Genomic DNA, 14,278 nt, shown 5'->3' on the forward strand with positions numbered 1-14,278 from the left:
GTGCTTGCGCGCGATCGGGTCGTACTTCTTCAGCACCAGCTTGTCGGTCTTGGTGCGGGCGTTCTTCTTGGTCACGTAGAAGAAGCCGGTGTCCGCCGACGAATTCAGGCGGATCTTGATGGAGGCGGGCTTCGCCATGGCAGGTCCTCGGGCGGGGCCAAGCGGATAGCTACCGCCGGCGGGTGTTCGAAAGAGCCGCGGAAAATACGAATCCGCGGCGGGAAGTCAACTTCCTATCCCACGAAGTGGGAGAGGGGGACCGCCGGCCGAGCGCAGCGAAGAGCCGGGGGTGGAGAGGGAAAGCGGCTTGCGCGGCGCGCGCGGCTCGTCCTTTCCCGCGAACCGGAAAGGAAGTTCAGAGCGCCGTCGGCTTCATGCCGCGGTCCTTGTAGCGCAGGAACGGCTTGGGCCGGCTCGGGTCCTTCATCCGCTCGACCGCTTCCTTGATCATCATGCGGGTCACGGCGGGCAGGGGCAGGCCCATGGCCTCGTCGAACTCCACCCAGGCGGTCTCCTCCAGCTCGCCGCAGTCGGGCTGGCGATCCAGGCTGGTCAGGCGCTCGGCGTCGGCCATCAGGAACCAGGTGTCGAACCGCTTGCCCACCGCCGGCGGGGTGATCGCGCGGGCGACCACGTCCATGGCGTCGAGGTCGGCCAGCATCCCCTGGGACACGAAGTCCTTCCACGGCCCTTTCGCCCGCGCCTCGCCGGGCTTGGCCAGCAGCAGGCCGGCCTCCTCCCAGGTCTCGCGCACGGCCGCCAGCGCCAGGGCGCGCCCCTTGCCGGCCGGCAGGTAGCGGTCGAAGAGGCCGCCCACGTCGGGCCGCAGGTCGGTGGCGAAGGGGGCGCGGTAGTCGGCTCGGTCGATCCGCCCGCCCGGGAACACCCAGCGGTCGGGCATGAAGCTGTGGCCGCCATGGCGCTTGCCCATCAGCACGCGGGGCTTGGCGGCATCCCTGCGGATGATCATCACGGTGGCGGCGTTCTTGGGCCGCACGGCCTTCTGGCCGGGAACGCGGGGCGGTCCTTCCGGCTTGTGGGGCGTGGGAGCTTCGGCGTCGGTCATGCGAACAACTGTATGACCCCGCCCGGAGTCGAGGGAAGGGCGCCGTGGCGTAAGGCCGCTACCGCCGGGCCTCGCCACCAGGCGTCATCCTCGGCCTCGTGCCGAGGATCCCTCGCGCCGCCGCGCCGTCCGGGGGCGGAAATCCGTGAAATCCGCCGTGCTCACGGCCAGCTGAAGCAGGGATCCCAGGCACAAGGCCTGGGATGACGGGGTAGGACGGCGGAGGCCTACCGCCGCTTCTTCTTCCCGCCCATCTTCTGCTTGCGGCCCGTGCGGATGCCGGGCGGGCGGCCGGAGCGCGCCTTGCCGGGGCCTGGGCGGTCGCCGCGGCGGCGCGCGCCCAGGCGGGGCGCGGGCGCATTCTTGTCGGGCGGGGCCGGCTCGCTCAGCATCTCGAACAGCAGCCCGCCGGTGATCGGCGTGGCCTCTTCCAACCGCACCCGCACCGTCATGCCCAGCGGCCAGCGCGCGCCCGAGCGCTCGCCCACCAGCGCGTGCGCCCGGTCGTCGTGGATGAAGAACTCCCCGCCCAGCTTCGAGACCGGCACGAGGCCGTCGGCGCCCGTCTCGGCCAGCCGCACGAACAGGCCGAAGCGGGTCACCCCCGTGATCCGGCCCTCGAACTCCGCGCCCACCCGGTCGGCCAGGAAGCCCGCGATATAGCGGTCCATGGCGTCGCGCTCGGCGGCCATGGCGCGCCGCTCGGCGAAGGTGATGATCTCGGCCGTGCCCTTCATCTGGGAGATGTCGCGCTCGGTGAGGCCGTCCGTCCCCAGCTTCAGCGCCGTGATCAGCGCCCGGTGGACGATCAGGTCGGCGTAGCGGCGGATGGGCGAGGTGAAGTGGGCGTACTTGGCCAGGTTCAGGCCGTAGTGGCCGATGTTCTCGGTGGAATAGATCGCCTGCATCTGGGTGCGCAGCACCACCTCGTTGACGATGTCGGCGTTGGGCCCGTCGCGGGTCTCGGCCAGCAGGCGGTTGAAGCGGTGGGTGGTGGGCGGCTCGCCCTTGGTCCACGGCATGCCCAGCGTGCCCAGGAAGTCGACCAGGGCGAACACCTTCTCCTGGCTGGGCTGGTCGTGGATCCGGTAGATCAGCGGCGTCCGCTTCTCCTCCAGCGTCTCGGCGGCGCAGACGTTGGCCTGGATCATGAACTCCTCGATCAGGCTGTGCGCCTCCAGCGCCGCGCGCGGCAGGATCGAGTCGATGCGGCCCATCTCGTCGATGTGGACCTTGCGCTCCAGGCTGGCGATGGCCAGCGGCGAGCGCGCGTCACGGCCTTTCTTCAGGCAGGCGTAGGCGGCCCACAGCGGCTTCAGCACCGGCTCCAGCAGCGGGCCGGTCTTGTCGTCGGGCGTCCCGTCGATCGCCGCCTGGGCCTGCTCGTAGCTGAGCTTGGCGGCCGAGCGCATCAGGCCGCGCACGAACCGGTGCGAGCGCTTCTTGCCGTCGGCGCCGAACACCATCCGCACCGCCAGGCAGGCGCGGTTCTCGCCCTCGCGCAGGCTGCACAGGCCGTTCGAGAGCCGCTCGGGCAGCATCGGCTCCACGCGGTCGGGGAAATAGACGCTGTTGCCCTTGTCGCGGGCGATGCGGTCCAGCTCCGAGCCCGGCCGGACGTAGGCCGCCACGTCGGCGATCGCCACCCAGCAGACCCAGCCGCCCGGGTTCTTGGGGTCGTCGTCGGCATGGGCGTAGACGGCGTCGTCGTGGTCGCGGGCGTCGGGCGGGTCGATGGTCAGCAGGGGGACGTCGCGCAGGTCCTCGCGGCCGGCGAGGGTGGGGGGCTCGGCGGCCTCCGCCTCGGCCTCGGCGGCTTCGGAGAAGCCGGTCGGGATGCCATGGGCGTGGATGGCGATGATGGAGGCCGCACGCGGCTGGTCCTCGCGGCCCACCACCTCCAGCAGCTTGCCGCGCTTGGGGCCGAAGCGGGGGCCGTGGCCCTCGATCTGGGCCACCACGAGGTCGCCGTCGCGCACGTCCTCGCCGTCGGGCAGGATCAGGCTGTCCTTCGAGCGCCGGTCGACCGGCTCCACCCGGATCTCGCGACGCACCTTCCGCACCACGCCCAGGATGCGGTGCGCGCTCTGGCCCAGGCGCTTGATCAGGCGGGCCTCGTACTCGCCGTTTTCCAGCCGCACGAAACGCACCAGCAGCCGGTCGCCCAGGCCGGGCGCCGCGCCCGCCTCGCCGCGCGTGGGGGCCAGCGCCACCAGCGGCGTGTCCTCGCCGCGGGTCAGGCGCACCATGAGGTCGCCGTCGGCGTCGCGCTCGGCCACGTCGGCCACGCCCACCTCGGGCAGGGCGCCGGCCTCGGCGAGGCCCTTGCGCCCGCGCTTGCCCAGCGCGCCCTCGTCCTGGAGCTGGTTCAGCATGTGGCGCAGCGCACGGCGATCCTCGCCCTTCAGGCCGAAGGCGCGGGCGATGGCGGCCTTGTCGGTCTCGCCGCTCTCACGGATGAATTTCAGCAGCGTGTCGCGGTCGGGCAGGCCTTTGGCAAAGCGGGCGGACTTCGGAGTCTTGGGTCGGGCCATCGCCGCGTGCGTACCACGCGGGCCCCCGCGGCGGCGAGAAAGATGCGCCGTGGCGTCAGCCTTCCAGGAAGCCGATGATCGCCGGATAGGCGGCGCGATCCTGGATCATGAACAGGTGGCCGCCCTCGAACCACTTGAGCTCGGCCCCCGGAATCCGGGCCGCCATCTTCTCCTGGGTGGCGGGCAGAGCGATGCCGTCGTAGCGGCCGGCCGCGATCAGCACCGGGCAGGCGATAGAGGGCAGGCGGTCCCAGGTGTCGTGCTTCGCGCGGGCTTCCAGCTGGCGGTGCGCGCCCTCGGCCCGGCCCGGTTCGCCCGCGTAGGGGTCGGCCGCCGCGAGCTGCACGAACCGCTCGTAGTCCTCGGCGTTCGCCGCCTGCCACGCCGCGTCGCGCCGCGTGTCGCTGATCGGCATCAGGTGGCGGGCGCGGTCCTCGCCCTTGAGGTGCTCGATTTCGTGGAACGCGAACGAGGCGCCGCCCGCGCCGCCCGGCGAAGTGCAGGCCAGCACCAGCCGCGTCACCTTCTTCGGATGCCGCAGCACCAGCTCCTGGGCCACCATCCCGCCGAACGAGACGCCGATCACCAGCGCGTCGTCCCAGCCCACGTGGTCCATCAGCGCCGCGGCGTCGTCGGCGTACTGGGCCATGGAATAGGGCTCGTCCGGCTTGCTGGTGCGCCCCAGGCCCCGCTGGTCATAGGCCAGCAGGTCGAACCGCTTGGCCAGCGGCGAGGCGAAGACGTTGGGCTGCACCCGCAGGTCGCCGCCCGTGCCCGAGATGAACAGCAGCCGCGGACCGCTCCCGGCGCGTTCGAAGTAGAGGTCGAGGCCGTTGATCGGTGCGTGGGGCATGGGCCGACTTTAGCGCCGGCCGCGGCGGAGGCCAGAGCACGTCATCCCGGCCGAAGGAAAACAGAGAGCCGCGCCCCCGGGAAACGGACAATGGCCCAGTCGCAGACGAGAGCGACCGAGAGCGGATCTCGCCAACGTCCACTCAGGGTGGAGAGGGGACCTTTACCTCCCCCATCGCGGCAGCGATGGCGGGAGGGGGACCATCGGCCGGAGAGCCGATGGTGGAGGGGGCAAGCCCCACGCATTGCGCTTCAGCCGCCATCCGATCCGCCGCGCTCGCCGCTTGCCCCCTCCACCAACCGCTCTTCAGCCGGCGGCGCCGGCTTCGGCGGGCGGTCCCCCTCCCGCCGCCTTTGGCGGGGGAGGTAGATGTCCGCTAGGGGTCGATCGTCGCCAGCATCTTTCCGCCCGATGGCGGACCCTGGCGCCGTGTCGCGGTCGCCCTGAATCGCGGATCGGCCTGCGGCCGTCCGGGATGACGGCTCAGAACGGCGTCTCGTCGTCCGTGACCGGCTCGGCCTTGCCCGTCTTTGGCGCGGCCTTCTTGGCGGCGGCCTTCTTCGCCGGCGCCTTCTTGGCCTTGGGTTCGGCCTTGGTCTTCGACGCTGCGGCCTTCTTGCCCTTCTTGCCGCCGCCCTTGGCCTCGCGCTCGGCGATCAGCGCCACGGCCTGCTCCAGGGTCACCGACAGCGGATCGGCGCCGCGCGGGATGTTGGCGTTGGTGTCGCCGTGCTTCACGTAGGGGCCGTAGCGCCCCGCGAGCACGCGGACCGGCTGACCGTCGGCCGGGTGCGCGCCCAGTTCCTTCAAGGCCTCGGCGCCGGGCCGGCGGCCCGCGCGCTTGGTGGCGATCAGGTCCACGGCCCGGTTCACGCCCACCTCGAACACCTCGTCGATGCTGGGCAGGTTGGCGTAGGTCTTCTCGTGCAGCACGAACGGCCCGAACTTGCCGATGCCGGCCAGGATCGGCTTGCCGTCCTCGGGGTGCATGCCCACCTCGCGCGGCAGGCGCAGCAGGCGTAGCGCCTTTTCCAGGTCCATGTCGGGCGCGCTCCAGCCCTTGGGCAGGCTGGCGCGCTTGGGCTTCTCGCCCTCGCCGAGCTGGACATAGGGGCCGAACCGCCCGGCCTTCAGCCAGACCTTCTCGCCGGTCACCGGGTCGACGCCCAGCTCCCGGTCGCCGCTGGCGGCGTCCTCGCCGTCCTCGCTGGCGCTGAGCGGGCGGGTGTGGCGGCATTCCGGATAGTTCGAGCAGCCCAGGAACGGCCCGTAGCGGCTCGACTTCAGGCTCATGCGCCCGGAGCCGCACACCGGGCAGGCGCGCGGGTCGGAGCCGTCGGGCTTCTCGGGGAACAGGTGGGCGCCCAACGACTCGTCCAGGGCGGAGAGCACGTCGCTCATCCGCAGCTCGCCCATCTCCGAGATCTTGGCGTGGAAGTCGGTCCAGAACTCGCGGAGCAGCACCTTCCAGTCGAGGTCGCCGGCCGAGACCAGGTCCAGCCGCTCCTCCAGCCCCGCCGTGAAATCATATTCCACGTAGCGGCCGAAGAAGGCCTCCAGGAAGGCGATCAGCAGCCGGCCGCTGTCCTCCGGGTGGAACCGCTGCTTCTCCATCCGCACATAGCCACGGTCGCGCAGCACGCCCAGGATCGAGGCGTAGGTCGAGGGCCGGCCGATGCCCAGCTCCTCCAGCTTCTTGACCAGGCTGGCTTCCGAATAGCGCGGCGGCGGCTCGGTGAAGTGCTGGTCGGCCTTGGCCTGGCGCACCTGGGCGGCGGCGCCTTCGGCCACGGCGGGCAGGCGGCCGCCTTCCTCGTCCTCGGGATCGTCGCGGCCTTCCTCGTAGACGGCCAGATAGCCGGGGAAGGTCACCACCTGGCCGGTGGCGCGCAGGCCGGTCTTCCCGTCGCCGCTCTCCAGGTCGATGGTGGTGCGCTCGATCCGCGCGCTCTCCATCTGCGAGGCGATCATCCGCTTCCAGATCAGCTCGTAGAGCCGCCCCAGGTCGCCCTCCAGGCGCAGCTTGCCGGGGTTGCGGGCCAGGCTGGTGGGGCGGATCGCCTCGTGGGCCTCCTGGGCGTTCTTGGCCTTGGTGGAATAGAAGCGCGGCTTCTCGGGCACGTAGTCCTTGCCGTACAGCCCGCCGATCACCGCGCGCGCCTCGTCCAGCGCCTCGGGCGCGGTCTGCACGCCGTCGGTCCGCATGTAGGTGATGAGGCCCACGGTCTCGCCGCCGATGTCGACGCCCTCGTACAGCTTCTGGGCCGTCTGCATGGTCCGCTGGGCGTTGAAGCCGAGCTTGCGCGAGGCCTCCTGCTGCAGCGTCGAGGTGGTGAAGGGCGGGGGCGGCGAACGGCGGCCGGGCTTGCGCTCCACCGCGTGCACCGTGAACGTCGCGGCCTTCACCGCGTCGCGGGCGGCGAAGGCGCTGGCCTCGTTGGCCAGGTCGAACTTCGAGAGCCGCTTGCCCTCGTGCTTCACCAGCCGGGCGGTGAAGGGGTCGCCGCCGGCGGCCACCTCGGCCTCGACGGTCCAGTATTCCTGGGTCTTGAACCGCTCGATCTCGATCTCGCGGTCGACCACGCAGCGCAGGGCCACCGACTGCACCCGGCCGGCCGAACGCGCGCCCGGAAGCTTGCGCCACAGCACCGGCGAGAGCGTGAAACCCACCAGGTAGTCCAGCGCGCGGCGGGCCAGGTAGGCCTCGACCAGCTCCATGTCGACGTCGCGCGGATTGGCCATCGCCTCGGTGACGGCGCTCTTGGTGATGGCGTTGAACACCACCCGCTGCACTTGCGCCGTCTTCAGCGCCTTCTTCTTCTGCAGCACCTCCAGCACGTGCCAGCTGATCGCCTCGCCCTCGCGGTCGGGGTCGGTGGCCAGGATCACGCGGTCGGCGCCCTTGGCCGCGTCGGCGATCTCCGACAGCCGCTTGGCCGCCTTGGCGTCGACGTCCCACGACATGGCGAAGTCCTCGTCGGGACGCACCGAGCCGTCCTTCGCGGGCAGGTCGCGGACGTGTCCGTAGGAGGCGAGAACCTTGAAGTCCGAACCAAGGTACTTGTTGATGGTCTTGGCCTTGGCCGGGCTCTCGACGATGACGACGTTCATTTATGCCGTGTCTGTTCTCAAAGAGCGCGGAAGGTGGGGGCGGCCTGTAGCGCCTGTCAACGCCCAGGACAACGCCGATCGTGCGAGCCCCTAAAGGGGCTCATTCCCGGGCAGGGTCGGCCGGACGTCCCAGCGGCCCAGCGCCGCGGCGCGTTCGACCTCGCGGATCGCCTCGCGGGCCTGCTCCTCCCGCGCTCGGGCCAGCTCGTCCGGGCGTTCGTCGCGCAGGGTGGGGGTGACCGCGATGGCCAGCCCGTTCGGCAGGCGGATGGTCCCGGTCTCGCCCGAGCGCAGGTCGATCGAACCCGTGGCGCCGGGCCGGAACGCGCGGCCGAGGCTGGCCGTCACGCGCAGCATGTCCCCGTGCTGCTCGACGGCGGTGAACAGGGAATAGCGGCTGCCGTCCCGCTCGATCGCCCCGGTGCGGAACCGGTTCTGCGAGCCATAGGCCGTCAGGTCGGTGACCAGGCGGCGGCCGTCGGGGTCGGTCATGGCGGCGTAGACGCGGACCGCCGAGCCGGGTTCCACGTGCGACCGCTGGGCGACGCCGCGGACCAGGCGGCCCGAGGCGCTCGCGGCGGCGGGCGCGGGCGGCGGGGCAGGCGGCGCGGCGGGGGATGGCGTCGTGGCGGGGGGCGCGGCTTCGGCCGTTCGCACGATCTTCGCGGGTTGGCCCGGGCGCGGCTCCGGATCGTGCGGCTCCGGATCGCGCCGGGTCGCCGGCGCGTCGGCCTGCGGCGGGGCGGCGGCGAGGGCGGGCAGGCGCGGCTCCAGCGTCACCACCTGCGGCGGGCGCGCGGTCCAGGCGGCGGTGGAGAAGGCCAGGGCGAGCCCCGCGACGGCCGCCAGCCCGGCGGCGCGGCGGCCGGGGCCGGGAAGGGCGTCGCCGAGGGCCTCGATGCGCTGCGCCAGCGGATGCGCCGCGGCGGCCGACCAGTGGCAGCCCAGGGGCGGCGGGGCGCCGAACGCCTGGGTCTTCAGCATGGCCTCGGCATAGGCGCGCCGGGCCGTGGGGTGGGCGGCCACCACGGCGGCGTCGCAGGCCAGTTCCTGGTCGAGGCGCAGTGCGCGGGCCAGCACATGCGCCGCCGGATTGAACCAGGCCAGGCAGCGGGCGACGGCCACCAGGGCGTTGATCCGGGGATCCTGCACGGCGATGTGGTTGCGCTCGTGCGCCAGGATCAGCCGCCGCTCGATTGGGGCGTAGCGGGCCTGGAAGTCGGCCGGCAGCACGATGCGCTGGCGAAGCACGCCGACGGCGGCGGGGCCGGCGCGGCCGCGCCTTGCCTGCCGCGCGAACTGCAGTTGCCGCCACGCCAGCAGCATCGCGCTCGCCGCCACGCCCGCCAGCCAGACGCCGAGCAGCCAGGGCGCGTGATCGAACGGCGCGCCCGCGGCCTGCGCGGGATCGCCGCCGCCCAGGCTCAGCCACTCGGCCACCGGCGCCTGCGCCCGCACGATGACCGTGCGCGGCGGCGCCAGCATCGCGGCCGCCGCGGCCGGGACGAGCAGCCACAGCCCGTAGGCGGCCCGCGCGCCGAACAGCCGCCGCACGCCGCCCCGCAGGAGCAGCACCAGAACGACGGCCGCGCCGGCGGCGAGGTTCACGCGCAGCAGGGTCTCGCCGAGGTCAGCCATCGCGGTCCTTGTCGAGGCGGGCGACCAGGGCCTTCAGGTGTTCCAGATCCTTGTCGCTGAGCGCGCGATGCTCGGCGAAGTGGGCCACCAGCGGCGCCACCTCTCCGCCGAACAGCCGGTCCACCAGGCTCCGGCTCTCGCCCTGCACATAGTCGTCGCGGGAGACGAGGGGATGGTAGGCATAGCCGCCCGCCTCGCGCCGGCCCTCGATGGCCTTCTTCTTCAGCAGGCGGGTGATCAGCGTCTTCACCGTGCCCGGCGCCCAGCCCTGCGCGGCGCCCACCTCGGCGAACACGCCGTCGGCGGTGAGCGGGCCCGAGGCCCACAGCGCTTCCATGATGTGGCTCTCGGCCCCGGAGATCCTCATGGCCGCACCATAGCCCAAACCAGGGCCGCCGCGCATTACCGATAATACACGTGTACTCCAGTCGAGAGTACACTTGTATTCTCGCGATCGGTTCGCCGTCGGGGCGGCCGGCTGGAGGAGTTCCCGTGCGTAGTCTCATCTGTCTCGCCGCCGTGGCCGGCCCGGCCGCGGCGCTGGCCCAACCCGCGCCGGCGCCCGGCGACGCGAAGCCGCCGTCCGCCCAACTGGGCGAGGTGGTGGTCACCGGCCGCGCGGCCGAGATGCAGACCTCCATCGACCGGCGCAGCTACAGCCTGGCCAACGACCTGCAGGCCCAGTCGGGCTCGGTGGCCGACGCCCTGCGCAACCTGCCGTCGGTGCAGGTCGACATGGCGGGGAACGTCAGCCTGCGCGGGGACCCCAACGTCACCATCCTGGTCGACGGCAAGCCCTCCAGCCAGTTCGAGGGCGACGGCAAGGGCCAGGCGCTCCAAGCCCTGTCGGCAAGCCAGATCGAGCGGGTGGAGGTGATCACCAATCCGTCCGCCGAGTTCCGGGCCGACGGCTCGGGCGGGGTCATCAACCTGATCTCCCGCAAGGCGCGCGGCGTCGGCCCCACGGCCTCGGCGCGGCTCACCCTGGCCAACCATGGCCGCGCCTTCGCTTCGGCGACCTTCGGCTACAACGGTCCCGCGCTGAGCGTCACCAGCGACCTGAACGTGCGCCACGACAACCTTGCCTTCCTCAACCGGGACGACCGCCAGCGCTTCGACGCCGCGGGCGCCGACCTGGGGTCGCTGGTCCAGTCCCAGGACCTGCACTCCACCCTCGACATGGACACCGTGCGCCTGGCGGCGGACTACGCCCTGGACGGGCGTACCAAGCTGGGTGGCGAGATCCGCGCCTACTACTACGACTTCACCATTGGCGGGCCCGGCCTCTACGTCACCACGGCGCCGGGGGGCGTCGCGTCCAGCACGTTCCGGCGGGACCTCGACCTCCACCAGATCCGCGACAGCGGCGCGATCGAGGCGCATCTGACGCACAGCTTCGCCAGGCCGGGCCGCGAGTTCAGCCTGAACGTCAGCTACGAGGCGACCGAGGACGACCGCAACCGTGACGGCCGAACGGTGGGCCTCACACCGGCCGCGCCCGACGCCTACGACCGCCAGGAGCTGCGCTACGACTACCGCCGCACCGAGGCCAAGGGCGACTACGTGGACCCGGGCGTGGCCGGCGGGACGCTGAAGGCCGGGTTCGACATCCAGGCGGACGACAATTCCTACCGCAACGCCGGCTTCCGCGGCGCCGCGCGCGGGGCGCTGATCCCCGACACGACGCTCTCGAACGTCTTCCTGTTCGAACAGTCGCTGGTCCAGGGCTACGTGAGCTACGAGCGCGCCTTCCGCGACCTGTCGATCCAGGGCGGGTTGAGGGTCGAGCGCGTGCGCATCGACCTCGACCAGCTCACTGAGGGCCGCCGCGACGACAACGATTACGAGGGCGTCTATCCCAGCCTGCACCTCGCCTGGGGGTTCGACGAAGGGCGCAAGCTGACGGCCAGCTACGCCGAACGCGTGCAGCGGCCGAACCCCCTGCAGTTCAACAGCTTCCCGTTGCTGCTCGATCCCGTGAACCTGCGGGCCGGCAATCCGGCGCTGAAGCCGCAGGAGACCCGATCGTTCGAGGTCGGCTACGAGGATCGGACCATGCCGGCGACGCTGCTCGCGACGCTGTACTACCGGCAGACCCGCAACGAGGCGTCCGACGTGGTGCGCGACCTGGGGAACGGCCTCTTCCTCACCGCGCCGCAGAACGTCGCCGAGAGCCGGGCGGCCGGCCTGGAGCTGGTGCTGAGCGGCCGCCTGACCAAGACCCTCACCTACAACGCCAGCGGCGGCGTCGGCTGGAGCGAGGTGGGGCCGCAGCCCCTGGGCGTGCCCCGGACGCGCTCGCAGACGGCGGTCTCGGGCCGCGCGAACCTGAGCTGGCAGATCACGCCCGACGACCTGCTGCAGGTGAACGCGGTGCTGAACGGCCGGCGGCTGACGCCCCAGGGCCATATCCAGCCCACGGCCGGGCTGAACCTGGGCTACCGGCGCAAGATCAGCGACCGGCTGGCGCTGGTGGTGACCGTGCGCGACGTCCTGCAGAGCTTCAACGTCCGGCAGGTCCTCGACACGCCGACCCTGCGGGGGCGGATCCGCTCCGACGCCGACACGCGGCAGGTGCAGGTGGGGCTGACGTGGACGTTCGGCGGCGGCGGTCGTGCGCGCGAGCCGGGGTTCGACTTCGGGTCCGCGCCGGCCGGGCCGCCGACCTGACGCTCAGGCGGCGGCGACCATCCCGCCCGGCAGCAGTTCGGCCCGGCCCGCCAGCGACAGCTCGACCAGGGCGGCGAAGACGGCGGGCGCCGGCGCGGCCGCGGCCCGGACCAGTTCGTCGCGCGAGACCGGCGTGGGCGAGAGCAGGGCGGCCAGCCGTTCCCGCAGCGCGTCGTCCGGTTCGTCCGCCGGGGCTTCGAACGCGGGCGGGCCGGGTTCGCGCAGGCCGCCCAGCGTCTCCAGCGCCCGCAGCACGTCCTCGGCGCCCTCGCAGATCGCCGCGCCCTGGCGGATCAGGTCATTGGTCCCCTTGGCCCGCGGGTCGAGCGGCGAGCCGGGCACCGCCAGCACCTCGCGGCCCTGCTCGTTGGCCAGGCGCGCGGTGATCAGCGACCCCGACCGGAACTCGGCCTCGACCACCACCACCGCGCGGCTCAGCCCGGCGATGATCCGGTTGCGGCGCGGGAAGTCGCGGGCCGTGGCCGTTCGGCCCGGTTCGCGCTCGGAGACCGCGCAGCCGGCCTCGATGATGCGGTCGTATAGATTGCGATGCTCGGGCGGATAGACGTCGTCCACGCCGCCGGCCAGCACCGCCACGGTGCCGGTGGCCAGCGCGCCTTCGTGGGCCGCCCCGTCGATGCCGCGGGCCATGCCCGAAACCACCACGCACCCCGCCTGGCCCAGCTCGGCGGCGAGGCCGCGGGCGAAGCGCTGTCCGGCGGCGGAGGCCACGCGCGCGCCCACGATGGCCACGGCGCGCCCGTCGAGCAGGCCGGCGTTTCCTCGCGCCCAGATCAGGGGCGGCGGCGGATCGAGCGCGGCCAGCGCGCGGGGGAAGCCCGGCTCGCCGGCGCAGACGAGGCGCGCGCCCAGGGCCTCGCCGGCGGCCAGTTCGCGATCCGCTTCGCCGACGGTGGGGATGCGGATCGCGGCCGCGCGTCCGCCCCGGCGGGCGAGGTCGGGCAGGGCGGCCAGCGCCTGCGCGGCGCTTCCGAAGCGGCCGACGAGTTCGCGGAACGCGACCGGCCCCACGTTCTCGGCGCGGGCCAGCCGGAGCCAGTCGCGCCGCTGGGCGTCGGTGAACCCGCCGCTCACCCCTCGGCGCCCTCGGCCGCCTTCCTGGAGCTGCCGATGCGCGGCTCCTCGCCTTTCAGCAGGCGCCGGATGTTGTCGGCGTGGCGGATGAAGACCAGCAGCCCCATGAACAGGGCCAGCAGCGCGATCGCGTGCGGGCGGCCCAGCAGCAGCACGATGGCCGGCGAGAGCGCCACGGCCACCAGCGCCGCCAGCGACGACAGCCGGAAGAGGAAGGCCACGGCCAGCCAGGTCGCCGCCGCCGCCAGGCCCACCGGCCAGGCCGCCGCCAGCATGGTGCCGAAGAAGGTCGCCACGCCCTTGCCGCCCTTGAACCGCAGCCAGACCGGGAAGAGGTGGCCCAGGAACGCCGCGCCGGCGGCCAGGGCGGTCAGCACGGCCTGTTGCTCGGCGCTGCCGTCGCGGGTCGCCAGCCAGGCGAACAGCACCGCCAGCGCGCCCTTGCCGCCGTCGCCCAGCAGGGTGATCAGCGCCAGGTCGCGGCGCCCCGTACGCAGGACGTTGGTCGCCCCGATGTTGCCCGAGCCGATGCTGCGCACGTCGCCCGCGCCGCCGAGCCGCGTGGCGATGACCCCGAACGGGATCGACCCCAGCAGGTAGCCGCCGACGACGGCCGCCCCGATCATCGCGGGACTCAGGATCTCGGACATGGACGCTCCCCCTCGGCGCAAGTCCTAGCCTGTCCGGGCCGGTACTGGAAATGGCGCGCCGCGACACTCGCCGACCTGTGTTCGCGCCATCGTTGCAGTCCCAGTCGGGAAGACTATAGGTTGAAGTAATTCGAGGAGTTCACCAAAATAATACTGCAAATTTCGCACGATCCGCCAACAAGACACTCAATGCGCGAGAATTGTGCAGGCATTGAACAAGAATTGAGTTCCCGCAATTCACTCATCGTTAACGCGGTTGCGGGAACTTCGGAGAACGCGATTTTCGATTGCGGCGAACATCCGATTCTGGTCCTGGAGCGTGCCTATGTCTCTGTTTAAGAAGGCAAAAGATAAGACTTCCGAGTCCTACGTGCGCAATCTGGAAGGTATGGTGGCCGCGATCGAGCGCTCGCAGGCGGTCATCGAGTTCGAGCTCGACGGCACGATCATCCGGGCCAATCAGAACTTCCTCGATACATTGGGCTATACCTCGGCCGAGGTCGCCGGGCGTCGCCATGCGATGTTCGTGGACCCCCAGGAGGCGGGGACGCAGGCCTATCGCGATTTCTGGGCCACGCTGAACCGCGGCGAGTTCGTCGCCGCCAAGTTCCGCCGCCTGGGCAAGGGCGGGCGCGAGGTCTGGATCCAGGCCTCCTACAAC

The 14,278-nt window shown here is 72.1% G+C and carries 11 protein-coding genes; 2 read left to right on the forward strand and 9 right to left on the reverse strand.

The genetic code is table 11. The features are described 5' to 3' along the window. The 7 genes from rpmG to GC203_RS15635 form a co-directional block, all read right to left on the reverse strand. Nucleotides 1-138 (reverse strand): 50S ribosomal protein L33 (rpmG, locus tag GC203_RS15605; RefSeq protein WP_293456357.1); only part of this gene is annotated, 138 nt, incomplete at its 3' end. A gap of 217 nt (nt 139-355) precedes the next feature. After that, nucleotides 356-1,066 carry an NUDIX hydrolase gene (locus GC203_RS15610; protein ID WP_293456327.1) on the reverse strand — a complete coding sequence of 237 codons (711 nt, stop codon included), beginning with the start codon at nt 1,064-1,066 and terminating at the stop codon, nt 356-358. 227 nt (nt 1,067-1,293) lie between these two features. Next, a complete protein-coding gene (gene rnr / locus GC203_RS15615) occupies nt 1,294-3,600 on the reverse strand; it encodes a ribonuclease R (protein WP_293456330.1) in 2,307 nt (768 codons plus the stop codon). Between the two features lie 55 nt (nt 3,601-3,655). Continuing rightward, a complete protein-coding gene (locus GC203_RS15620) occupies nt 3,656-4,453 on the reverse strand; it encodes an alpha/beta hydrolase (protein WP_293456333.1) in 798 nt (265 codons plus the stop codon). A 483-nt stretch (nt 4,454-4,936) separates the two neighbouring features. Next, nucleotides 4,937-7,564 (reverse strand): type I DNA topoisomerase, encoded by a 2,628-nt coding sequence (topA, locus tag GC203_RS15625; RefSeq protein WP_293456336.1) that lies wholly within the window; start codon nt 7,562-7,564, stop codon nt 4,937-4,939. A gap of 90 nt (nt 7,565-7,654) precedes the next feature. Beyond that, nucleotides 7,655-9,202, reverse strand: a complete 1,548-nt coding sequence (locus GC203_RS15630; protein WP_293456339.1) for a M56 family metallopeptidase — start codon at nt 9,200-9,202, stop codon at nt 7,655-7,657. After that, nucleotides 9,195-9,569: a BlaI/MecI/CopY family transcriptional regulator gene (locus tag GC203_RS15635; RefSeq protein WP_293456342.1), complete on the reverse strand. Its 375-nt coding sequence runs from the start codon at nt 9,567-9,569 to the stop codon at nt 9,195-9,197. Before GC203_RS15635 ends, GC203_RS15630 begins: the two co-directional genes overlap by 8 nt. A 125-nt stretch (nt 9,570-9,694) precedes the next feature. Between GC203_RS15635 and GC203_RS15640 the strand changes: the two genes are divergently transcribed. Beyond that, on the forward strand, nt 9,695-11,872 hold the full coding sequence (locus tag GC203_RS15640; RefSeq protein ID WP_293456345.1) for a TonB-dependent receptor: 2,178 nt from the start codon (nt 9,695-9,697) through the stop codon (nt 11,870-11,872). 3 nt (nt 11,873-11,875) lie between these two features. Here GC203_RS15640 and dprA read toward each other — a convergent pair whose 3' ends face one another. Both dprA and plsY read right to left on the reverse strand, forming a co-directional pair. Beyond that, nucleotides 11,876-12,967: a DNA-processing protein DprA gene (gene dprA / locus GC203_RS15645; protein ID WP_293456348.1), complete on the reverse strand. Its 1,092-nt coding sequence runs from the start codon at nt 12,965-12,967 to the stop codon at nt 11,876-11,878. Continuing rightward, the gene (gene plsY / locus GC203_RS15650; RefSeq protein ID WP_293456351.1) at nt 12,964-13,617 is read right to left on the reverse strand and encodes a glycerol-3-phosphate 1-O-acyltransferase PlsY; all 654 of its coding nucleotides are present in this window, start codon (nt 13,615-13,617) and stop codon (nt 12,964-12,966) included. The genes dprA and plsY overlap by 4 nt, the downstream gene beginning before the upstream one ends. A 370-nt stretch (nt 13,618-13,987) precedes the next feature. On the opposite strand from plsY, the gene GC203_RS15655 reads away from it, so the two are divergent. Next, nucleotides 13,988-14,278 (forward strand): PAS domain-containing protein (locus GC203_RS15655; RefSeq protein ID WP_293456354.1); only part of this gene is annotated, 291 nt, incomplete at its 3' end.

Origin of the sequence: Phenylobacterium sp. (assembly GCF_016124325.1) — a bacterium.
Taxonomy (GTDB): domain Bacteria; phylum Pseudomonadota; class Alphaproteobacteria; order Caulobacterales; family Caulobacteraceae; genus Phenylobacterium.

What these genes read in the sequence shown, in the direction of transcription:
- topA (WP_293456336.1), bottom strand. Translation starts at nt 7,564, where the DNA reads ATGAACGTCGTCATCGTCGAGAGCCCGGCCAAGGCCAAGACCATCAAC.
- rnr (WP_293456330.1), bottom strand. Translation starts at nt 3,600, where the DNA reads ATGGCCCGACCCAAGACTCCGAAGTCCGCCCGCTTTGCCAAAGGCCTG.
- GC203_RS15620 (WP_293456333.1), bottom strand. Translation starts at nt 4,453, where the DNA reads ATGCCCCACGCACCGATCAACGGCCTCGACCTCTACTTCGAACGCGCC.
- GC203_RS15610 (WP_293456327.1), bottom strand. Translation starts at nt 1,066, where the DNA reads ATGACCGACGCCGAAGCTCCCACGCCCCACAAGCCGGAAGGACCGCCC.
- plsY (WP_293456351.1), bottom strand. Translation starts at nt 13,617, where the DNA reads ATGTCCGAGATCCTGAGTCCCGCGATGATCGGGGCGGCCGTCGTCGGC.
- GC203_RS15630 (WP_293456339.1), bottom strand. Translation starts at nt 9,202, where the DNA reads ATGGCTGACCTCGGCGAGACCCTGCTGCGCGTGAACCTCGCCGCCGGC.
- GC203_RS15635 (WP_293456342.1), bottom strand. Translation starts at nt 9,569, where the DNA reads ATGAGGATCTCCGGGGCCGAGAGCCACATCATGGAAGCGCTGTGGGCC.